Origin of the sequence: Sporobacter termitidis DSM 10068 (genome assembly GCF_900130065.1) — a bacterium.
Lineage (GTDB): Bacteria > Bacillota > Clostridia > Oscillospirales > Oscillospiraceae > Sporobacter > Sporobacter termitidis.
Map to the genome: position 1 here is coordinate 503,084 of NZ_FQXV01000001.1, position 20,007 is coordinate 523,090.

At 56.1% G+C, this 20,007-nt stretch carries 18 protein-coding genes, 1 tRNA gene and 1 riboswitch; of the genes, 11 read left to right on the forward strand and 8 right to left on the reverse strand.

Going from position 1 to position 20,007, the window contains the following annotated elements:
• Nucleotides 1-344: 344 nt before the first annotated feature.
• Nucleotides 345-2,816 carry a sodium-translocating pyrophosphatase gene (locus tag BUB60_RS02385; protein ID WP_073076017.1) on the reverse strand — a complete coding sequence of 824 codons (2,472 nt, stop codon included), beginning with the start codon at nucleotides 2,814-2,816 and terminating at the stop codon, nucleotides 345-347.
• A gap of 451 nt (nucleotides 2,817-3,267) precedes the next feature.
• A complete protein-coding gene (locus BUB60_RS20045) occupies nucleotides 3,268-3,558 on the reverse strand; it encodes a late competence development ComFB family protein (RefSeq protein WP_073076018.1) in 291 nt (96 codons plus the stop codon).
• 209 nt (nucleotides 3,559-3,767) lie between these two features.
• On the opposite strand from BUB60_RS20045, the gene BUB60_RS02395 reads away from it, so the two are divergent.
• From BUB60_RS02395 to BUB60_RS02435, 9 genes are all read left to right on the forward strand, one after another.
• Nucleotides 3,768-4,238 (forward strand): LytTR family DNA-binding domain-containing protein, encoded by a 471-nt coding sequence (locus BUB60_RS02395; protein WP_073076019.1) that lies wholly within the window; start codon nucleotides 3,768-3,770, stop codon nucleotides 4,236-4,238.
• Between the two features lie 91 nt (nucleotides 4,239-4,329).
• The gene (locus BUB60_RS02400; protein ID WP_073076020.1) at nucleotides 4,330-5,037 is read left to right on the forward strand and encodes a LiaF transmembrane domain-containing protein; all 708 of its coding nucleotides are present in this window, start codon (nucleotides 4,330-4,332) and stop codon (nucleotides 5,035-5,037) included.
• Nucleotides 5,030-6,301: an MFS transporter gene (locus tag BUB60_RS02405; protein ID WP_073076021.1), complete on the forward strand. Its 1,272-nt coding sequence runs from the start codon at nucleotides 5,030-5,032 to the stop codon at nucleotides 6,299-6,301. The genes BUB60_RS02400 and BUB60_RS02405 overlap by 8 nt, the downstream gene beginning before the upstream one ends.
• 21 nt (nucleotides 6,302-6,322) lie before the next feature.
• Entirely contained in the window at nucleotides 6,323-7,195 is an 873-nt protein-coding gene (locus tag BUB60_RS02410) for an aminoglycoside 6-adenylyltransferase (protein ID WP_084726184.1), read from the forward strand.
• A gap of 170 nt (nucleotides 7,196-7,365) precedes the next feature.
• Complete coding sequence (locus BUB60_RS02415) at nucleotides 7,366-7,581, forward strand: hypothetical protein (protein WP_073076022.1); 216 nt, start codon at nucleotides 7,366-7,368, stop codon at nucleotides 7,579-7,581.
• Nucleotides 7,582-7,688: 107 nt separating this feature from the next.
• Nucleotides 7,689-7,877, forward strand: a riboswitch (cobalamin riboswitch).
• A 121-nt stretch (nucleotides 7,878-7,998) separates the two neighbouring features.
• Nucleotides 7,999-8,964, forward strand: coding sequence for an ABC transporter substrate-binding protein (locus BUB60_RS02420; RefSeq protein WP_073076023.1), 966 nt, complete (start codon nucleotides 7,999-8,001; stop codon nucleotides 8,962-8,964).
• Between the two features lie 144 nt (nucleotides 8,965-9,108).
• On the forward strand, nucleotides 9,109-10,140 hold the full coding sequence (locus BUB60_RS02425; protein WP_159435330.1) for a FecCD family ABC transporter permease: 1,032 nt from the start codon (nucleotides 9,109-9,111) through the stop codon (nucleotides 10,138-10,140).
• Between the two features lie 2 nt (nucleotides 10,141-10,142).
• Nucleotides 10,143-10,907 (forward strand): ABC transporter ATP-binding protein, encoded by a 765-nt coding sequence (locus BUB60_RS02430; protein ID WP_073076025.1) that lies wholly within the window; start codon nucleotides 10,143-10,145, stop codon nucleotides 10,905-10,907.
• Nucleotides 10,908-11,948: an adenosylcobinamide amidohydrolase gene (locus BUB60_RS02435; protein WP_073076026.1), complete on the forward strand. Its 1,041-nt coding sequence runs from the start codon at nucleotides 10,908-10,910 to the stop codon at nucleotides 11,946-11,948.
• Nucleotides 11,949-12,230: 282 nt separating this feature from the next.
• On the opposite strand, the gene BUB60_RS02440 is transcribed toward BUB60_RS02435, so the two are convergent.
• Together BUB60_RS02440 and BUB60_RS20050 are read right to left on the reverse strand one after the other, a co-directional pair.
• Complete coding sequence (locus tag BUB60_RS02440; RefSeq protein ID WP_073076027.1) at nucleotides 12,231-13,652, reverse strand: protease inhibitor I42 family protein; 1,422 nt, start codon at nucleotides 13,650-13,652, stop codon at nucleotides 12,231-12,233.
• 154 nt (nucleotides 13,653-13,806) lie between these two features.
• Nucleotides 13,807-13,983 carry a hypothetical protein gene (locus tag BUB60_RS20050; RefSeq protein ID WP_159435331.1) on the reverse strand — a complete coding sequence of 59 codons (177 nt, stop codon included), beginning with the start codon at nucleotides 13,981-13,983 and terminating at the stop codon, nucleotides 13,807-13,809.
• Between the two features lie 205 nt (nucleotides 13,984-14,188).
• Here BUB60_RS20050 and BUB60_RS02445 point away from each other — a divergent pair, with 205 nt between their 5' ends.
• Together BUB60_RS02445 and BUB60_RS02450 are read left to right on the forward strand one after the other, a co-directional pair.
• Nucleotides 14,189-14,575 carry a BlaI/MecI/CopY family transcriptional regulator gene (locus BUB60_RS02445; protein WP_073076028.1) on the forward strand — a complete coding sequence of 129 codons (387 nt, stop codon included), beginning with the start codon at nucleotides 14,189-14,191 and terminating at the stop codon, nucleotides 14,573-14,575.
• Between the two features lie 3 nt (nucleotides 14,576-14,578).
• A complete protein-coding gene (locus BUB60_RS02450; protein WP_073076029.1) occupies nucleotides 14,579-16,396 on the forward strand; it encodes a M56 family metallopeptidase in 1,818 nt (605 codons plus the stop codon).
• A gap of 91 nt (nucleotides 16,397-16,487) precedes the next feature.
• Here BUB60_RS02450 and BUB60_RS02455 read toward each other — a convergent pair.
• The 4 genes from BUB60_RS02455 to yunB form a co-directional block, all read right to left on the reverse strand.
• A tRNA-Leu gene (locus BUB60_RS02455) sits at nucleotides 16,488-16,569 on the reverse strand.
• Between the two features lie 308 nt (nucleotides 16,570-16,877).
• A complete protein-coding gene (locus BUB60_RS02460) occupies nucleotides 16,878-17,279 on the reverse strand; it encodes a DUF4870 domain-containing protein (RefSeq protein ID WP_073076030.1) in 402 nt (133 codons plus the stop codon).
• Nucleotides 17,280-17,390: 111 nt separating this feature from the next.
• Nucleotides 17,391-19,364, reverse strand: a complete 1,974-nt coding sequence (ligA, locus tag BUB60_RS02465; RefSeq protein ID WP_073076031.1) for an NAD-dependent DNA ligase LigA — start codon at nucleotides 19,362-19,364, stop codon at nucleotides 17,391-17,393.
• Nucleotides 19,361-19,963: a sporulation protein YunB gene (gene yunB, locus BUB60_RS02470; protein ID WP_242941141.1), complete on the reverse strand. Its 603-nt coding sequence runs from the start codon at nucleotides 19,961-19,963 to the stop codon at nucleotides 19,361-19,363. Before yunB ends, ligA begins: the two co-directional genes overlap by 4 nt.
• Between the last annotated feature and the right edge of the window lie 44 nt (nucleotides 19,964-20,007).

The window sequence follows — 20,007 nt, forward strand, 5'->3', positions numbered from 1 at the left end:
CTCTTTGTCGTTGTAGCCTCTGTCTTTATAGCAATTGACTATAAAAACAGAGCCGCTGACTGCTATGCGAGTATCAAAACAGTCAGCGAAATGTCATAACAGACAGCCTTTACTTCAGGTATTACCAAAAAAGTAAAGGCCGCTGACTGTTATAGCTGCCCCATAACAGTCCTCGGCCCCATTGCCTTACGATATTCAAATATCTGTGCCCAATATAGCACAGACTTTCCGGAATTGCAATATGCATTTTCAAAATATTTCTCTTGCAAATTTAGCCTGTAAAAAACACGTCTGCGGGATATATTCCGTCCCGCAGACGTGCTCAGCCTTATTATAAACTCTTGTTATTTCTTCGTGCTGATTCTCATCTTGTAGAAGGAGCGCCAGACGAAGACGAGCGCGATAACGAAGAATACGGCGCCGAGGTAAGGCGCGATCGCGCGGAAGGAGTCGCTGATGGCGATCTCCATCGCCAAAAGGCCGAACAGCGTGGTAAACTTGATGATCGGGTTCAGGGCAACGGAGGACGTGTCCTTGAAAGGATCGCCGACAGTGTCGCCGACAACGGTGGCGTCGTGCAGCGGCGTGCCCTTTTCGTTGAGGTCGACTTCGACAACCTTCTTGGCATTATCCCAGCAGCCGCCGGCATTGGCCATGAACACTGCCTGGAACAGGCCGAAGATGGCGATTGAAATCAGATACGAAACGAAGAAGCTGACAGGTTCGTTCCCGTGCACTGGGGAGGAGAAGAACGCGAACGCCAGCGCAAAGCAGAAGATGGCGATGAAGATATTGAACATACCTTTTTGCGCGTACTGCGTGCAGATCTTGACGACTTCTTTGGATTTTTCCGTGGAAGCCGACTGGCTGGCATTCTCATCCAGCTGGATATTATCCTTGATGTATTCCACAGCCCTGTATGCGCCGGTCGACACAGCCTGTGTAGAAGCGCCGGTGAACCAGTAGACGACGGCGCCGCCGCAGATAAAGCCGAGAATGGTATAGGGGTTTAAGATATTGAGGATCGTTTCGGGCTCGACGCCGAGAACGCTCTTGATGACCAGAATCAGCGAGAAGATCATCGTCGTCGCGCCGACGACGGCCGTGCCGATCAAAACGGGCTTGGCGGTGGCTTTAAACGTGTTCCCCGCGCCGTCGTTGGCCTCCAGGTAATGCTTGGCCTTCTCAAAGTCGGGCTTGAAGCCGAAATCCTTCTCGATGTCCTTGTCCACATTGGGGATACTTTCGATAAGGGAAAGCTCATAAATCGACTGGGCGTTGTCCGTTACGGGACCATAGCTGTCGACGGCGATCGTCACGGGGCCCATGCCCAGGAAGCCGAAGGCAACGAGGCCAAAGGCAAATATGGAAGGATAGATCATAATATCGCTCAGCCCGTTGCGGCTGACAAAGTACGCCACGAACATGAGAGCGCAAAATACCATGCCCTGCCAGAAAGCGCTGAAGTTACCCGCAACCAGGCCGGAAAGGATGTTGAGGGACGGACCGCCTTCCCTGGACGCCGTAACGGTTTCATTGACATGTATGGATTTGGGGCTCGTGAATATCTTGGTGAACTCCGGGATGAGCGCCGCGCCGATCGTGCCGCAGCTGATGATCGCGGCAAGGAGGACCCACAGGCTGTGAAGATCTCCGCCGACCTCCGAATTGGGGCCGATGACAAGATAGCTGACGACAAAAGTGACGATAATGGAAAGTATGGACGTAATCCAAACGAGGCTTGTCAGCGGCTTTTCGAAGTCAAAATCTTCTGTTTTGCTGTACTTTGCCTTGCTGAATCCCTTATTGATGTAGAAGGAAACGACGGAAGTGATGAGCATAAGGATACGCATGGTGAAAATCCAGACGAGCAGGTTCGCCTGAAATTCCGGCTTGACGGCAAGGGCGATGAAGGAAACAAGCGCGACGCCGGTGACGCCGTAGGTCTCAAAGCCGTCCGCCGTGGGGCCGACGCTGTCGCCCGCGTTATCGCCCGTGCAGTCCGCGATGACGCCGGGGTTGCGGGGGTCGTCTTCCTTGATTTTGAAGGCGATCTTCATCAGGTCTGAACCGATGTCGGCGATTTTCGTAAAAATACCGCCGGCAATACGCAGCGCGCTGGCGCCCAGCGATTCACCGACCGCAAAGCCGACAAAGCACGCACCGGCAAGATCACGGGGCACAAATCTGAGAATGAAGAGCATCATGATGAGCTCGACGCTGACCAGAAGCACGCCGATGCTCATGCCCGCGTCAAGCGGTATGTTCAGAAGCTTCAGAGGCTTTTTCTCCAGGGATGAAAAGGCCATGCGGCTGTTTGCGAGGGTATTCATCCGGATGCCGTACCAGGCCACGCCGTATGAACCGAGTATGCCAATGACCGTCCACACAAGAATCAGGATAACGCCTGTACCCTTGCCCTGCAGTACGCCGAAATAGAAAGCGATGCAGATGCCGATGAAGAGCAAAAGTATCGCTAAAAATTTACCCTGCTGGATCAGATAGGTCTTGCAGGTTTCAAAGATCGTGTTTGAGACCTCAAGCATGGACTTATGGGCCTTGATGCTCTTGACTTTTTCGAACTGATAGTAGCCGAACAGCAGGCCCAAAACGCAGATCACAATGCCGATGATCAGAACATTGTTGCCATTTCCCAGTATGTTGATGTGACTTGTGGATAAATCGGGGATCGTCAGGTCGGCTTCGCTGGCGCATAAGGCCAACGGCGACAGGGCCGTCAGCATTATCCCGATCACAGCCACAAGCGAAGCCTTCAAGAGCTTCCTTGACTTGATCCATTTTGCTAGTAGAGTCATTATTCTACGTCCTTTCATCTAAAAGCTTTCATCTAACCCCATATTCCCAGTATGAGATCAGACCCGCAAAAACAGTTTGCTGTGCCGGTTATCCCACCATAATTCGATGACGCTGACAGAAATCGCGATAACGCCGTAGATTATGCCGGTACAAACCAGTATCCATCTTTTCATCTCCCATGTTTAATTTTTCGGTTGTCAGTGTTATGTACAGTCTTCTGAATCTTCCTGCCGCATCTTCAAAAAATATACAATACACATAAGGCAGAGAATATCCTAGCAAAAAATGCAGGATTAAACAAGCTAAAATTGCATTTAAAATAAGATAGTTACAAAATTTAGATTTTTTATACAAACACATATAAAAAAGAGGCATTCTTCTCAGAAAAAATGCCTCTTCTTATTTATTGTCGCGGTTCTCCTGCGGGGCGGAGTCCCCGCCCGGCGCCGCTCAATGGCGGGGACTCTGCATCACCTTCATCACGGCCTTCGTGACCTCTACTGTGATGCCCGTACTGTCGGCCACCCGCGTCTGATCGACCTCCGAAAGAAGCGCGCCCCGCCGCGTCGTGACATACCTCGGCTGCAGCGCGTTGAGGGCCAGGGCGCAGGCGTCGGCATAGCAGATTTCACATCCACAGCCTCCAAGGTCCCTGATCGTCTTTCGGACACACTGCTTGACGAATTCCTCGTTGATATTGACCGGTTCCAGCTCCTCGTTTTTCCGCTCATTGTTCTCCATCGGCGCGCGCCCCCCTGTTGATATAACCTGATTCGACCTGATTATATATAATAATGTGCCCCGCGTAAAGCGCCAAACGCATATTTTTTGCTTCCGGCTGCCGCTTGCCGGCATTTTCTTACCTGTTGCCGGCTTTGAACGACCGCTTGGCAAAAACCTGTTGAACTCGGGAAACATCACGATATAATGCAGACAGAGGAGGTGATTCGGTGAAGATACGCATTGAAGTCGTCGGCGGCCTCAATGAGGACGAACTTGTCATCCGCTGCGGCCGGGTGGACGACACAATCCGGCGGATTCATCAATACGTTATCGAGCAGACCCAAGCCGGCGCGAAAATCACCTTTTACAAAGACAATGAGGAGTTTTATTTTCCCTTGGAGGAGGTCCTGTTTTTTGAGACGGAAGGCGAGCATATTTATGCCCATACCGCAAGCGACGCCTACCGGATCAAGTACCGGCTCTATGAGCTGGAGGAGCTGCTGCCGAAGGATTTTGTCCGCGCGTCCAAATCGGCCGTCGTCAACGTCCGGCAAATCTATTCGATCGCGCGGAACATTACGGCATCCAGCCTCATCCGTTTCGTCGGCAGCCATAAGCAGCTCTACGTCTCGCGCTATTATTACGCCGAGCTGCGCCGCCGCCTGGCGCCCGGCGGCAGCCGAGCATTGTCCGGCTGAGCTGCCCGCCCATCCTTATTAAGGTATGGGGGTAAACCTATATCCCGATGACATTCCCGCGCAGGCGGGAATCTTTTGAAAGGAGTCATTTATGAAACACAGACACAACAACTGGTTTTGGGGCGTCTTTTTTGTACTGGCGGCCGTCTTCGTCGTCGCCAGTCAGGTCACGTCATTTACGCAGATCGGCTTCTGGTCGATACTCGCCGCCGTGCTGCTGGCCGCCGTTTTCATTCAAAGCCTCATCCATCTCAACTACTTCGGCGTCTTTTTATCGCTGGCGCTGGGATACGTGATATTTCAAATACCGCTCCGGCTTTTCTTCATTTCCCCCTGGCTTTTGATCCTTGCCGCCGTCCTTTTGAGCATCGGCTTCTACTCCCTGTTTCACCGGCGTCCGAAATACGCCGGTTGCCGGCGCCGCGATAACGATAATTACCGCACCGTCGAGGAAATTGACGACAACAACCCCTATGTGAAGGTCACCTTCGGCTCGTCCAGCAAATATCTGCACGGCGACAGCCTGAAAACGGGCCAGTTCTACTGCAGCTTCGGCGCGCTGGAGGTCTATTTCGACCAGGTCCACCTGGACCCGGACGGCGCTGAGATTTTCATTGACTGCAGCTTCGGCGCCGTAACGCTGTTCGTCCCGAAAACCTGGCGCGTCGTCGACCGGCTGCACTCCAACCTCGGCTCCGTTAAGGATGAATCCTCCCGTTCGGCCGCGGCCGACGGCGCGCCCGTCCTCACGCTCACCGGCAACATCTCCCTGGGCGCCGTCGAGCTCCAGTATGTCTGAACGGAAGGTGAAACCGTTGGGCCATAAAGAAAAGCTCTGGACGAGAAGCTTTATTATCCTGTGGCAGAGCCAGCTGGTCTCTCTCGTTGGGGACGCCGTCTACAGCATTGCGCTTGGCTTCTGGATTCTCCAGGTCACAGGGTCCACGGCGCTCATGGGTACCCTGATGGCGACCTCCACGCTGCCGGGCATCCTGCTCTCCCCGTTTGCGGGCGTGCTGATCGACAGATCGAACAAAAAAGCTCTGATGATCGTCATGGATGCCGTCCGCGGCGTGGCCGTCCTCCTGCTGTCGGCGGCGGCTTACGCGGGGCTTATTCAGATATGGATGGTCTTTGTTGCCGGAATTCTCTTAAGCGCGGGCGGTGCCGTCTTCACCCCGGGCGTCCAGTCGTCTGTCCCGGACCTTGTGCCGACCTCCAGGGTCGCCAACGCCAACTCCATATTTGCCACCGTTTCCACCGGGGCAAACCTCATCGGCAACGCGGCCGGCGGCTTCCTCTTTCAGGCGCTGGGCGCCCCGCTCCTCTTTCTCGTCAACGGCCTGACCTTTCTTTTCTCAGGCGCCAGCCTGCCCTTTGTGAAGATACCGAATGTCCGGCGCGAGGAAACGCCGCATTTCTTTAAGGATATGACCGACGGCTTCCGGTTCATGTGGCGGCAGAAGGGGCTGCGCATTATTCTGATCATCGCGGCGCTCATCAATTTCTTCTCCTTTATCGCCATTACGCTGTTCATGCCCTTCGCCAACAGCAACCCCGCTCTCGGCACCGGCAGGTACGGCGTTTTGATGGCCTGTTTTATGGGTGGCTCGGTGCTCGGGTTTCTGGCGCTGTCGATGCTTTCTATCAAGCCGAAGGACAAAATGCGCGTATTTATCACGGCAAGCGTCGTGGGCAACATTCTCCTGATTGCCGCGCTCAACCAGCCGTTTTTCGTCCTGATGGCGGTGCTGCTCGTTTTTGCCGGCGTCGGCAACGCCGTCGTCAACGTCCTTCTCGTCTCGACCGTCCAGATGTCGACGCCCCAGGAGATGCGCGGCAAGGTCATGTCCTTCATGTCCACGACGACGGGCGGCCTGACCCCCTTTGCCATGGCGCTGGGCGGCGTGCTCGGCGGCGTCCTGCCGATCCTCACCGTCATCACCGCAGCGCTCGCCGTCGCCTTTGCCGCCACGGTCCCCGCGTATTTCTCAAAGTCCTTCAAAGCTTACCTCACGGAAGACCGCGCCGGCGGGACGCGGACGCTGCCGGAAAACATATGACCGCTTACTAAAAGGAGCTTTATGATTGATATCAATGAAAAGTATGAAGTACTTCTTGGCCGGATCAGAACATGGGCGGAACATAAGCAGGATATACGCGCCGTTCTGATCCAAGGCTCCCGTGCCAGAAGCGAAATGCCCGCGGATCAATGGTCGGATTTAGACCTGAATATTATATCAGCAACGCCGTGTGTCTATTTGGACAGCGCCGAGTGGCTCTCCTCTATGGGCGAACCTTGGCTGACATTTCTTGAAATAGCTGCCGACGGTGACGGAATTGAACAAAGGGTATTGTTTGAGGACGGGCTGGATGTAGATTTCACAATATCCTCCGAAGCAAGTATCCGGCAAATGCTCACCGGCGGCATACCCGAGCAGGCACGATATACATTGAAAAAAGGCGTTCGTATGCTGGTTGACAAAGACGGCTTTTCAAACCTGCTGGCTGAGCTCGATATCGGAGAAATCGAAGCAAAGCCGCCATCTGAGTACGAATATCTGGAACTCGTCAACGATTTTATTTACCATTATATCTGGGCTTTAAAAAAGCTCAGGCGCTGTGAACTGTGGGCGGCAATAGGATGCTCCGACGGCTATATGAAGGGACAGCTGCTAAAATTAACGGAATGGCACGCTCACGCGATTCATGGCTGGAATTATGACACCTGGCATTCCGGGCGCTTTCTGGACCATTGGGCCGACCGAAGAGTTGTTGACGGTTTGAAAACATCCTTCGCGCACTATGAATCCGATGATATCCTAAGGTCCTTGACGGAAACCCACAGACTATTCAAGCTGCTGGCTATAGAAGTCGCGGAGCGGCTGGGCTTCAGCTATCCTTACGCCGACGAAGGAAAAGTATTGGCATGGGCACATGAGAATTTACTAAAGTGAAATAGTATCCTTATGTGTTGGGACGGCCCTGGCCGTCCTTTTTCCATGCCTCAACCATCCCGGGAATCCTCCACAGGCACTGCATTGACCAAATGCTCGCGGAAAGGATTGTCGCGCCCCTATAATTCATGTATAATGTCACCACAATATTATTACTGAGGTGTGGCGGTATGGCGAAGCACCAGTATACGGCGGAGGAAGTCGCCGAGTGGCGGAAAGCGCACGGGAGCTTTATTTATTTCAATACGGACGACGCCAATTATATGGTACCGAAGCCGTACAGCATTGGCAGGTCGTTCAACTGGGCGCATCCGGTCTCCTGGGTGGTGGCCGCGGCCATCGTCGCCTTTCTCATCTACACGCTGTTTATCAGAAAAGCCGCGTAACGCGGCGCCCGCTGTGAGAGGCGGCAATTTGAAATCCATATCTGCGGCGCTGGAAAAGAACGCCTGAGGTTATTGACTGAACAGGTTCCGTATGCTAAGATACAGTAAAATGAATAGCTTGTGTTAATGCACAAACGTGCTGGCAACAACAATTGCCAAGGGAACACGGATGAAATTTCCGGACTATCCCAGTAACCGTGAAGCGGACGAACGGGCACCATGTCACTGTTTAAGCGGGAAGACGCCCAAGTAGGATGAAGCCAAGTCGGGAGACCTGTTACCACATGAACTCCTGGGTTTGGGATAAGGCTATGCATAGGTTTCTATGTATTTTGGGTTGCTCCTCAGACTTTGGGGAGCAGCTTTTTTGTGCTCCTTGTCACACTATTCATTTGGATTTTGAAAGGGGATATCAAAATGAAAATCCGTAAAATCACCGCACTTCTTCTTGCCGTGCTCATGGCCGCCGTTATCGCCGGCTGCGCGCAAAAAGCGCCGGCACCGGTTTCCTCTCCGTCGGATACCGCCGTTTCCGTCACCGACATGACGGGCCGCGGTGTCACACTGGACAAGCCGGCTGAAAAAATCGTCGTCATTACGGCGTCCGACGCCGAGATCCTTTACGCGCTGGGTGCCGGTGCGACTGTTGTCGGCCGCGGCGAATACTGCGATTACCCCGCAGAAATCTCGAATATCACCTCCGTCAAGTCCGGCGCCGACACGAATATCGAGCAGATCGTCGCGCTGAAGCCCGACGTGGTTCTGATGAGCCAGATGGACCAGACGAAGGAGCAGGTGGCGTCCCTTGAAAATGCCGGCCTCAAGGTCGTCATGAGCAACGCGCAGGATATTAACGGCGTCTATACCGCCATCACCATGATCGGCCAGGTCGTCGGGAAAAACGACGAGGCCAAAACAGTCATCGACAGCATGAAGAAGACCTTTGACGACATCAAAACAAAGGTGCAGTCAAATGCTGCTTTAAGCGCTAAAACCATTTACTTCGAGGTTTATCCGCTTTCCCAAGGACTCTACGCCGCGGGTACGGGTACATTTATGGATGAAATTGGGACTATGCTTGGCTTAAAAAACATTTTCAGCGACAAGTCAGACTGGCCGCCGGTCAGTGAGGAGCAGGTGATTCAGCGTAACCCCGACTTTATTGTAACAACGTCCATGTCCGTTCCTGGAGCACCGGACCCAGTCAGTGAGATCAAGAGCCGCAAAGGCTGGGAGAATATTACCGCCATTAAAAACGGCGCCGTCTTTAACGCCGACAGCAGCGCCCTCACACGGCCCGGTCCGCGCCTGGCTGGCGCAGCCCAGGATCTGTATAACTTCATCTACGGCGACACAGCCCCAACACCATCGCCGTCGAACTAAGGCCCGGCAAAACACTGGCAGCACAAAAAGATTCTTCGCCTGGCGGCTCAGAATGACAGAGCGCTGTCATACAGTATGCTGTCATTCTGAAGGACTTTGCCCCGAAGAATCTTTATTCACATAAGTATTTAAGAGGTAATGCGCGTGAAGTCACGTTCTGAAGGTTTCAGGCCAATTGGATATCTGCTGTTTGCCGTCGTTATGCTCGCTGTGCTGATCCTCTGCGTCATTGTCGGCAGCGTCAACATTCCTGCGAAAGATACGATGGCGGCCATATATACCGCTGTTAAAAACGCGATACTTGGTCTCCCAATATCGTCATCCATCATCGTTTCCGTCCGTTTGCCGCGGGTGCTGGCCGTCGCACTGGTGGGAGCAACACTTTCGCTCTGCGGCGGTGCCATCCAGGGTCTTCTGCGCAATCCGCTGGCCGACAGCTCCACGATGGGCGTCTCCACGGGTGCAGGCGTCGGCGCCGTCTTGTTTCTGGCTTTCGGATTCGCTGTTCCCGGTCTCCAAAATGCCGGGACGATGCTCAGCGCCATGGCCTTCGCCTTTATCTCTCTTCTGCTGATTCTCACGCTGTCATACAAAATCGATTACACCCTGTCCACGAATACGATCATCCTTATCGGCATGATTTTCACGATGTTCGCCAGCTCTATTATCAGCCTGGTCATCACCTTTGCCGGCGACAAGGTCAACACGGTGGTCTTCTGGCTCATGGGCTCCCTGGCCGCGGCCAAATACCGGGATGTGCTGATCCTTATAGGCGCGCTCCTGATTTTCGGCACCGTCATACTGAGCATGTCTCGGGAGCTCAACGCCTTTGCCGTGGGCGAGGACAACGCCCGCCACATTGGCGTTAACGTCAAACGGGCGAAATACGTCATCCTCATCGCGGTCTCGGCGCTTATCGGCGTGTGCGTCTCCATCGGCGGGACCATCGGTTTCGTCGGGCTCGTGGTGCCGCATATGACGCGTATGATTGTCGGACCAAATCACAGGCGCCTCCTCCCTGCCTGCCTGTTCTCGGGCGCGACTTTTCTGATGCTGGCCGACCTGCTGGCGCGGACGCTGCTAAATCCCGTGGAGCTCCCCATCGGCGTCGTCACATCGTTTTTCGGCGCCTTCGCGTTCGTTTTCATTTTTTACAGGACGAGAAAGGCGAAGTAGGTATGCTAGACGTCAAGAATCTCACCGTGCAATACGGCAGCCTTAAAATCGTCGATAGCGTGAGCTTTTCCATCCGGCCTCAGGAATGGCTGATGGTGGTGGGCCCCAACGGCGCCGGCAAGAGCACCGTCGTCTCCGCCATCGCCCAGGGCGTCCCTTATACCGGAAGCGTCGAGATCGACGGGCAGGACGTGGCAAAGCTGCGGCCCCGCGACGCGGCCAGGCTGTTCGGCGTCCTGACTCAGAACCACACGGTCGGCTATTCCTTTACCGTTGAGGAAGTCGTGCGCCTGGGGCGTTACGCGTTTTCCGAGGGTATGTTCGCCGCAAGGAACGACGAGGACGAGCGGAAGCTTGAGGAGGCGCTCGAGCTCACGGGACTCACGTCCTTCAGGACGCGCTCCGTTCTCACACTGTCGGGCGGCGAGCTCCAGCGCACCTTTCTGGCACAGCTTCTGGCACAGAACCCGCGGCTGCTCATCCTGGACGAGCCGACGAATCACCTGGACCTTGTTTATCAAAAGCAGATATTTGAGCTTATCAAGGAGTGGCTCAAAGCGCCCGGGCGGGCTGTCATGTCCGTCGTCCACGACCTCAATCTGGCTAAGGCATACGGGACCCACGCCGTCCTGCTGGACAAGGGCTGTACGGTCTCCGGCGGCAGGGCCGGAGATGTTCTGACGCCGGTGCATCTCAACCCAGTCTACAATATGGACGTCTATGCCTGGATGCAGCAGATGCTGTCCCAGTGGCGGGAGGCGCAGTAAATGATACTTCACCGGTTTGGCAACGGCGACGTTGTCGAAAGCTGCGGCAAAGCGCTGATTGCCCGTTTCGCCGGACCGCGCCGCGTTCTCAGCACATCGGCGCTGAACGGCGGTATCAAAGACAGCCTCACGTCCGTCTTCAACCAGGACTGCAAGGAGGACGGCGAGAAAAATGTCCCCCTGAAAGCGCTCACCTACGAGGAGCACCTGAAAATCGTCTCTGCGGACCTGGGGCTGGAGTCCCAGACCTCCACCGGCCTGACGACGGCCGCCGACATGGAAAATGTCTCGATCGCCGCAGAAACATACGACAACGTCACCGTCACCGCCGTCGTCACCGGCGGCATCGATGTCAACGGCGGCCGCGTCGGCGACCCGGCGGACTGGCACGAATCGGCCGGCGTCTGCGCGCCGGCCCCGGGCACCATCAACATCCTGCTCTTTATTTCCGCCGCCCTGCCGGAGGGCACGCTGGCCCGGGCGCTCGTCACCTGCACGGAGGCCAAGACAGCGGCGCTGCAGGAGCTTTTAGCCCCCAGCATGTACTCCAGCGGCATCGCCACCGGCTCCGGCACCGACGGCACCATCATCGTTTCCGATCTTACCTCCCCCGTCGTCCTCACCTACGCCGGGAAGCACTCCAAGCTCGGCGAGCTCATCGGCCGCGCCGTTATGAAAGCCGTCAAGAAGGCGCTGTACCTCCAGACAGGACTCGGCCCGGCGCAGCAGTTTGACATTTTCAGCCGGCTCGGCCGATATGGCGTCACGCGGGCCGGCATCCTGAAATCGTGCACCGACGGCGCGAAGCTGGACGCGCTGTCTAAACAGAGCGATCTCGTTGTGCCGACCTCCCTCTACGTCCACCTGCTGGATCAGCTCTCCTGGGGCCTGATCGGGCCGGCGGACGCCGTCGCGTCTGCCAGCCGGCTGCTGGAGGATATGGGCATGAAAGCGGAAATTACGCAGTATTCCGACGCAAAATCGGCTTCTGAGGCCATGCTGTCCGTCTACGTACAAGGCCTTCAAAAAATGCTCCTTTAAAGAGAATTACCATCATAAACAACAGGCGCCGGCAGTAGCCGGCGCCTCCGTTTGTCGAAAAACTGTCTGAAGAGGGCAAAGCCTCGCAGAGTTTGCCGCCGGAGCGGCAAATAAATTCAAAATCGTCACGCAGGAGGACATGCGCCTCCGGAGTGACTCTTCTCATGCAGCGCGCGGCCGAGCGCGCTGCATGCACTCCTGTCGGAGAAAGCCCGAAGGGCTTTATCGACAGTCTGAGGCGCCGGCAGCAGCCGGCGCCTGGTGTTTTTATACCGTGCAGCTCTATTCGGTAACGTTCACGGTATAGACGACGGTATTGGCCGCCGTGGCGGAAGCCTCCCCTTCCCAATCCCTGTAATATTTGAAGGTGATCGCCGCCGTTCCGGCTTTCAGGGCCTTGAAGTCCCACACGTAAGCACCCCCGGAGCCGACGCCCGGGTCGCCGGACGGCTGGTAGCTCTCGGAAGCAAGCATCAGGACGGCGCTGTCCGAGACCGCATAATGCCAGGTGTAGCCGGTCGTGGGGTTGCCGCCCAAGGTCACCCGGCCGATATCGCCGGCGGACAGCGCATTCTCCGCTTTCGGGTCCAGCGTCACGGGCCCGTCGCTCAGGAGCCTGAAAGCGCTGTTCAGCATCTGATTCAACTCCGAGTATGACACGTTAAACTCCTGGATGCCGGCGGCATACGGAAAGTACTCATATTGCTGAAAATAGAACACAACGCCGCTGTTGGCGAGATAAAACGCCGGGTCCGCGCCGATGTCCTTAAAGGGGGCGAGATCGAATTCGGACAGGTCCCCCGCAGCAACGCGTTTGTCGATCTCCTTTCGAATGACAGTGTCGATATACGCCGTATAGTCGGTCCTGCCGTCCAGCAGGTCGCTGAGCTTCAGCGCCTGGCCGGTGGACAGGTCAAAGGTATAGGAAGTCTGAATCGTCGACCCGTGGGCGCCGCCCGTATACTGATAGTCCGACAGGACGACGCTTAAAAGGCCGCTTTGGTTGTATGTGATCATGTAGTTGAAATACGTTTCGCACATGCCGACGGCGCTCCTGAAGCCGTCCTTGATCGCCTGCGCCATATCCGCGGCATTTTTCTGCCCTTCGATCTGCGCGGACTGGGCCGCCTGCTTCAGGATATCATTGACGGCACCCTGCGCCGCCGTGTCCGCAAGGTCTGAAAGCTGCGGGTATTGGACCGTCGTTTTGAGGTAATCGTCTTGTGACACGACGGACTCATTGACGACGGAAACATTATTTTCATATCTTCTTGAGAGCGCTATCCGCCCGCTTTTGGCATCGTAGGAAGCCCCCGCGGGAAAGGCCGTGGAAAAAAGCCCCGATTCGATAAAGGTGCGGCCGGACACAAGGTAAACGCCCTGACCGGAAAAAACGGCGGCATTGTAGAGATGGCCGTTATCCGTGACCTTCAGATTGGTCACGTCGATGGAAACGACGTCTCCGTCCCTCGCGGCGGATACTGTGGCGGCACCGTCTTTATCCGACCATGACACCGTATAGCCGAGCGCCTCGCAGACGGCCCTGAAGGGCAGATAAACCGTCTGCCCGTCAATGAGCGCGTCGGCGCCGAGCGCCTGATCGTCCAGCAGGACGGGGGCTTTCTTATTCCCCGCCGCGGCTGAAAAGCACAGGATGCCCGCGAGCATAGCCAACGTCAAAATTACAGCGGTCAGTTTTTTCATAAGTCGCACCTCGTTCATCACCGGTTTACCATAAGACGCCATAAGCCGGCTGTTGTTCCTTTTATTCGTCTTATTCGTCAGACCATGCCGGCGGGGCGCGCCAAGGCTTGTCCGTATCCGCCGTGCTCATCTTACATCAGCCCGCGACGGGATTTTAGTGAATCGTGTCATAACTCCCGTCCGCCGCGGACAGCGGGATGACGGTCGGCGGCGCCACGCTGTTCGGGGTGACGTAATACGCGCAGCTTGACAGGAACAAAAGCGCCACGGCGATCAGGACAACGATCGCCAGCGCGAATCTTTTTTGCTTGGGGTCGCGATGTTTTGACATTTCTTTTGCCTCCGCAAATAAATGATATGTCTTTATTATGACCCGATTTCGCCGAACCATCAAGCCGTTTTTCGGATTAATTCTTTTAAGGCTGCTGATGGCGCCGCCAAGGAAAATTTATCCGCGCCGCCTCTTGACAGATACATTCTACTGATGTAGAATGTGCCCGCAACTTATTCTTCAATTGTAGAAAGAGTGGTGGCATATGGCGGAATACATACGGCGTCTGCCCGATTCCGAGCTGGAGATCATGAAAATTATCTGGGACGCCGGCGGCAGGGTGACGTCGGTGCAGGTGTTGGATCGGCTCAGGAACAAACGCGACTGGAAAACCACGTCCGTGCTGACCTTTCTGTCGCGGCTTGCCGACAAGGGCTTTCTCTCCGTAGAGCGCCAGGGCAAAACGAATATTTATCAGGCGCTGGTGGACGAACAGGATTATCTGGAAAAGGAGAGCAAATCTTTTCTGGAAAAGCTCTGCGGCAACTCGCTGAAAACCTTCGTGGCGTCGCTGTACGACGGCAAGGCGATCAGCGAGAACGACCTCCGGGAGCTCCGGCAATATATCAACGAAAAAACGAAGGAGGGATGACCGGTGGCACAGCTGCTCGTTTCGATTTTTGAGGTCTCTCTGGTCACATCGGCGGTCATTGCCCTTTTTCTCCTCGTTTCGCCGCTTCTGGAGAGGAAATACAGCGCGGGAAGCCTGTGCATCGTATGGTTGGTGCTGGCGTTCCGGCTGGCCGTGCCGCTGAGCTTTCATCTGCCGCAGCCGGTCATTTCGATTCCCGGACCCATACCTGTTATTTCGAATGTGCCGTCAGCGCATGACAGTGATACCGTGTCGACAGTATCTCCGGGCACGACGGGTCCCAATGCGAATACGCCCGCTCCGGACACCGGAACAAACAGCCCCCGCCCAACGTCATATGACGCGGCAGCCGCCGTCTGGGCCGCCGGTGTCCTGCTGTTTGGGCTGGCGCATTTGGCCGGGTACATTCAGCTCCGGCGGAAAATCCGCCGATACGCGAGACCCGTAGAGGATCAAAACGTGTTGGAGCTCTTCGAGCGTCTGCGTCTGGAGCTCGGCGTCAGACCAGGCCGCGTCTCCGTCCTGAAATACCCGGCTGCGGGCAGCCCGATGCTGACAGGATTTTTCCGGCCGGTCGTCCTGCTGCCGGACGATACCTGCGATACCGGGGAGCTGGCGCTCATCCTCCGCCATGAGCTGGTGCATTTTCAGCGGAGAGACCTTTGGTTCAAGCTGCTTTTGGCCTGCTGCAGTACGCTGCACTGGTTCAATCCCCTCGTCTGGCTGATGGCCCGCGAGGCCAACAGGCAAATAGAAAACGCCTGCGATCAGGAAATCGTGAAGAATAAGGATATCCTGACCCGAAAAAAATACAGTGAGACGATCCTGTCCGCCATGGCGCGGGATCAGGCCAAGCATTTCAGCTTATCAACTTACTATCACGGAGGAAAAAAAACAATGACTCAGCGATTTAAAAACATCTTCGATCTGAAAACCAAAAAGCGCGGCACGTCGATCGTTGCCGCCGCGGTGACGGTGATCCTGATTTCAGGCGTGCTCGTGGCGTGCCAGGCGCAGGTGGACACCGGCCCGTCGGCCTCGCCGTCCGCCACCGGCGCCTCCGCCGTGACGGATACATCGTCGCCTTCCCCTTCCGCCGCGAACCCAAGCGATACCAGCCCGGACGCTGCGTCCCTCGCCAAAAGCTGGGCGGAGGCCGTCAAAAACCGTGACGGCAAAGCGCAGTATGCCCTGATGACGAAAGCGCTGCAGGAGAAGGTCTACGACGAGTTTTCCGGCCTGAACTGGGTAACGGGTACCTCCAGCCCCTGGATCGTGAGCTATGAAGCCGCACAAGCGGACGGCGGCGCCCGGGTCACCTTCGCGCTGGCCACCTCCACCGGCCCGGCGGGCGGCTATTACCAGGACCTTACCTTTAAAACAGAGGACGGCGCGCTGAAGATCGACAGCATCTCCGATGCCCACGACGTCCCGGCCTCCGAAACAGCCGATGTTCCCTCCTTCCAGTCGCTTATCAGCCTGCTCGGACTGACGAAGGACGAACTGGCAAAGGCTCTGCCGGAGCAGGGTGTGGGCGTCGACGAGGGCGGCCTCGGCTTTGACAAAACAGGCATCCGCGTATGGTTCGACACCGAAACGTACACGAAGGTCGCGCAGGTCCTCATCATGTCGGACAAGATTGACATTAACGGCGCCAGGCTCGGCGACAGCTATGACTCCTTCAAAAAAATCTTCGGCACGCCGGTGAGCGATTCAAATGGCGACGCGCACTTCAAATACGGCGACATTTATCTCTCCGTCGTGCGCGATACAGCGACAGACAAGGTCATCTCCGTCTATATCCTGGCCGAAAACTTCTGATCGATAAACAAGCAGCCCCGCCGAAAGGCGGGGCTGAATACATTTTGTAGGGTTATTTGATCAGGGTGATTCTGCCGAAGAAAAAATGGAGTGCGGATGAAGGGACTCGAACCCACACGTCTTGCGACACAGGAACCTAAATCCTGCATGTCTACCAATTCCATCACATCCGCATAGTTCTTTGATTTTAACACACTGCCGCCTGCGATGCAAGTCTGCGCAGGCGGAGATACGCCGTCCTCCCCGATAACAAAATCCCGTGCCGTACACGGGATTTCAGTCATGTTGCAAATGCAGTCGAAACCACCCAGGACAAGCTGCGACTCCCTTGCAGCTCATTCGTCGAACTCAATGGATAAAAGCCCAAAACTTTACCTTCATCCAAGGGCGAAGCCCAACAGGGTCCAAGGGGCGGAGCCCCTTTCCAATGGGGTCATAGGGGCGAAGCCCCTATACCTCTGCTGGGCGGGTGGGCGGGCATTTAAATGGGCATATTACTTCTTCTGATCTTATCGGCGATGTCCCCGATGACCGGAATCTTGTATTCCTCATAGCCGCCGGCCTTGACCAGGGCAACAATGGCAAGTATTGTCAGGAGAACGTTTAATATGGCCGCGAGGAGTCCGTTAAACGGCATCCAGAAAAGGAGAACGGAGAACACGATGGTAATGACCCAGCTGACGACCTCCAGCAGAAACGCCTGCATGGCGTGAAATTTTACGAACGGGCTCTGCTTCTCGACGAAAAAAAGCACCAGCGGCGCCGCCCAGGCGACATATTTGATAATAGGGACCCACGAAAGAACAAAGGCGGCAACGTAGCTTAAAAGAGCCAGGGTATTCGCGTCCATACCGAGCGACGATCTGTGCGGATTGACTTTCATATTGTGACTCCCCAACTTATTGGATTTCTCTGTCCTGTTCTGCCAAAAAAATCTTATCATACAGCAGAATCATATGCAAGGGCCGTACGACAAATAAGCACAAATTGTTGATTATTTCAGCATTTCCTCAAACTCTTCCTCGGCGATGACCGGCACGCCAAGGCTCTGCGCCTTTGTCAGCTTCGAGCCGGCGTCCTCCCCTGCCAGGACATAAGCCGTCTTTTTGGAAACGGAGGACGACACGGTGCCGCCATGCTTCAGGATAATCTCGCCCGCTTCGTCTCTCGTATATTTCGACAGCGCGCCCGTCAGCACAAACGTCTTTCCGGCAAAGCGGTCGTCCGACTTTTCCGCGCGGCTCGTCATGTTGACACCCGCCTCGCGCAGGCGGCCCAGCAAGTGCCGCGACTGGGGATTCTGAAACCACTCAATGATATTGCGCGCCGTTACGCCGCCAATGTCGCCCACCGCCGTCAGCTCTTCTTCCGCCGCCGCTTCCAACGTCTCCATGGTGCCGAAATGCTCCGAGAGCGATTTGGCCGCGCTCTGCCCCACCTGAGGGATGCCCAGCGCCCCAAGGAGCCTCGACAAGTCGTTTTCCCTGGACTTCTCTATGGCGGCAATCAGGTTTTCCGCCGACTTTTTGCCGAAGCGCGGCAGCTCCTCAAGGCGCTGCGCGTCCAGGTAGTAGAGGTCGCCGGCCGTCTGGATGAGCCCCGCGTCGAGAAGCTGCTGGACGACGGCGATGCCGAGCCCTTCGATATCCATCGCGTTCCGCGACGCAAAGTGGACAATGTTCCGGAGCCGCTGCGCCGGGCATTCGGCCCCGCGGCATCGGATGGCCGCGCCCCCCTCGTCCCGTACCACGGGACTCCCGCACTCGGGGCACAGGCTGGGGAATTCATAAGGTGCGGCGCCCTCGGGGCGCTTGCTCAAAACGACCTCCAGAACCTCCGGAATGATTTCCCCGGCCTTCTGCAGGATAACGGTGTCCCCTATCCTGATATCCTTCGCCCTGATAAAATCCTCGTTGTGCAGCGTGGCGTTCGTTACCGTCGTCCCGGCGAGGCGGACGGGCTCGACGACGGCCTTCGGCGTCAGTACGCCGGTGCGCCCGACCTGAACTGTGATGTCCAAAAGCCTCGTTTCTTTTTTCTCGGGCGGATATTTGTACGCCAGCGCCCAGCGCGGCGCCTTCGATGTGCTGCCGAGATTGATCCGGGCCTGCAGGGAATTGAGCTTAATGACGGCGCCGTCAATGTCAAAATCCATTGTCTCGCGGTTGTCGCCCAGCCACTCGATCCGGCGGATACACGCGTCGATGGTCTCACAGGTAACGCCGTCGACCACCTTGAAGCCGAGCTTTCTCAAATACTCCAGCGATTTTTCATGGGTTTTGAACTCACGCCCCCGGACCGCCTGGATGTTGAACACCAAAAGGTCCAGCCGGCGCAACGCGGCGACCTTCGGGTCCAGCTGCCGCAGCGAACCGGCGGCGGCGTTCCGCGGGTTTGCCAGGAGCGGCTCGCCGTTGACCTCCCGCTCCTCGTTCAGCGCCCTGAACACGGTGCGGGACATATAGACCTCGCCGCGCACCACCAGGTGTTCCGGGGCGTCCTCCAGTCGCTTGGGCAGGGAGCGTATTGTTTTAAGGTTGTGGGTCACGTCCTCGCCGGTGACGCCGTCGCCCCGGGTGGCGCCGCGCACAAAAACGCCGCCGTCATAATAGAGGGCGACGGAGAGGCCGTCGATCTTCGGCTCGACCACATATCCCTCATGTGCCGCGGCGTCGCCGACCCGGTCGCCGAAGACGGCGACCTCCCCGAAGGAAAAGACATCGTTGAGGCTCTCCAGCGGTACCTCGTGCACGACGGGCGTAAAGGCGGCCGACGGTTTTCCGCCCACCTTCTGCGTGGGAGAATCGGGCGTTATCAGCTCCGGGTTCTCCTTTTCCAGCTCCTTCAGGCGCCGGACAAGGGCATCGAACTCAAAATCATCTACGGCGGGCGCGTCGAGGACGTGATAGGCGTAGTTGTAGTCGTTTATTTTTTGACGCAGCTCCAGAATTTCATCTTTGGCGTTCATGGGTTATCTCCTATATTCGCATAGACGTTCGGTACCTTGCCGACAATGACAGTATCGCTGACCTCCACGTCTGTTGTCGTCGTCGTGGTGACAGCTTTCGTCCCGGGGGCGAACACGCTGATGTCCACCGAGACCTCCAGCGTGATTTTGTGGCGCGTCTGATTGATGCCGGCGGGAATTGTCTCGCTGATAAATTGCGTTTTAATATTCTGGGCTGATAAAATCCTGACGTCAATGGCAGGGCCGCGCCCGGAAAAGAGGACGCCGCCGACGGCATTGCCGATCGGAATATGCATCTCCGACACCATCTGGTTCTGAATGCTCTCCAGAACGCTTTTGGATATGCGTGACTGCAGGAGATTCACTATCGGCATGTTCATCTCCAGCGCCGCAATATTGCCGGATGAATCCTTCTCCAGCTTGACGAGCGTTGAGTAATCAAATGTCCCCTTTGATATCTCCGTCTCGATGACGTTGTTGACGATTTTGAGAACCTCCGAATTTACCTGCGCCTGGGCCAGCTTCAGCACGATGGGCCTGAGCTGCATGAGGATGATGGAGAGCACCCCGGCAAGGATCAGAAGGTCGACCACGATCATGATCGCCACGCGCTGCCCCCTCGGCATCGGCTTGCGATAATAGC

Bases quoted from the DNA above. Each gene is read 5' to 3' on its own strand.
- BUB60_RS02385 (WP_073076017.1), bottom strand. From the start codon at position 2,816: ATGACTCTACTAGCAAAATGGATCAAGTCAAGGAAGCTCTTGAAGGCT.
- BUB60_RS20045 (WP_073076018.1), bottom strand. From the start codon at position 3,558: ATGGAGAACAATGAGCGGAAAAACGAGGAGCTGGAACCGGTCAATATC.
- BUB60_RS02400 (WP_073076020.1), top strand. From the start codon at position 4,330: ATGAAACACAGACACAACAACTGGTTTTGGGGCGTCTTTTTTGTACTG.
- BUB60_RS02405 (WP_073076021.1), top strand. From the start codon at position 5,030: ATGTCTGAACGGAAGGTGAAACCGTTGGGCCATAAAGAAAAGCTCTGG.
- BUB60_RS02410 (WP_084726184.1), top strand. From the start codon at position 6,323: ATGATTGATATCAATGAAAAGTATGAAGTACTTCTTGGCCGGATCAGA.
- BUB60_RS02415 (WP_073076022.1), top strand. From the start codon at position 7,366: ATGGCGAAGCACCAGTATACGGCGGAGGAAGTCGCCGAGTGGCGGAAA.
- BUB60_RS02420 (WP_073076023.1), top strand. From the start codon at position 7,999: ATGAAAATCCGTAAAATCACCGCACTTCTTCTTGCCGTGCTCATGGCC.
- BUB60_RS02430 (WP_073076025.1), top strand. From the start codon at position 10,143: ATGCTAGACGTCAAGAATCTCACCGTGCAATACGGCAGCCTTAAAATC.
- BUB60_RS02435 (WP_073076026.1), top strand. From the start codon at position 10,908: ATGATACTTCACCGGTTTGGCAACGGCGACGTTGTCGAAAGCTGCGGC.
- BUB60_RS02440 (WP_073076027.1), bottom strand. From the start codon at position 13,652: ATGAAAAAACTGACCGCTGTAATTTTGACGTTGGCTATGCTCGCGGGC.
- BUB60_RS20050 (WP_159435331.1), bottom strand. From the start codon at position 13,983: ATGTCAAAACATCGCGACCCCAAGCAAAAAAGATTCGCGCTGGCGATC.
- BUB60_RS02445 (WP_073076028.1), top strand. From the start codon at position 14,189: ATGGCGGAATACATACGGCGTCTGCCCGATTCCGAGCTGGAGATCATG.
- BUB60_RS02460 (WP_073076030.1), bottom strand. From the start codon at position 17,279: ATGAAAGTCAATCCGCACAGATCGTCGCTCGGTATGGACGCGAATACC.
- ligA (WP_073076031.1), bottom strand. From the start codon at position 19,364: ATGAACGCCAAAGATGAAATTCTGGAGCTGCGTCAAAAAATAAACGAC.
- yunB (WP_242941141.1), bottom strand. From the start codon at position 19,963: ATGATCGTGGTCGACCTTCTGATCCTTGCCGGGGTGCTCTCCATCATC.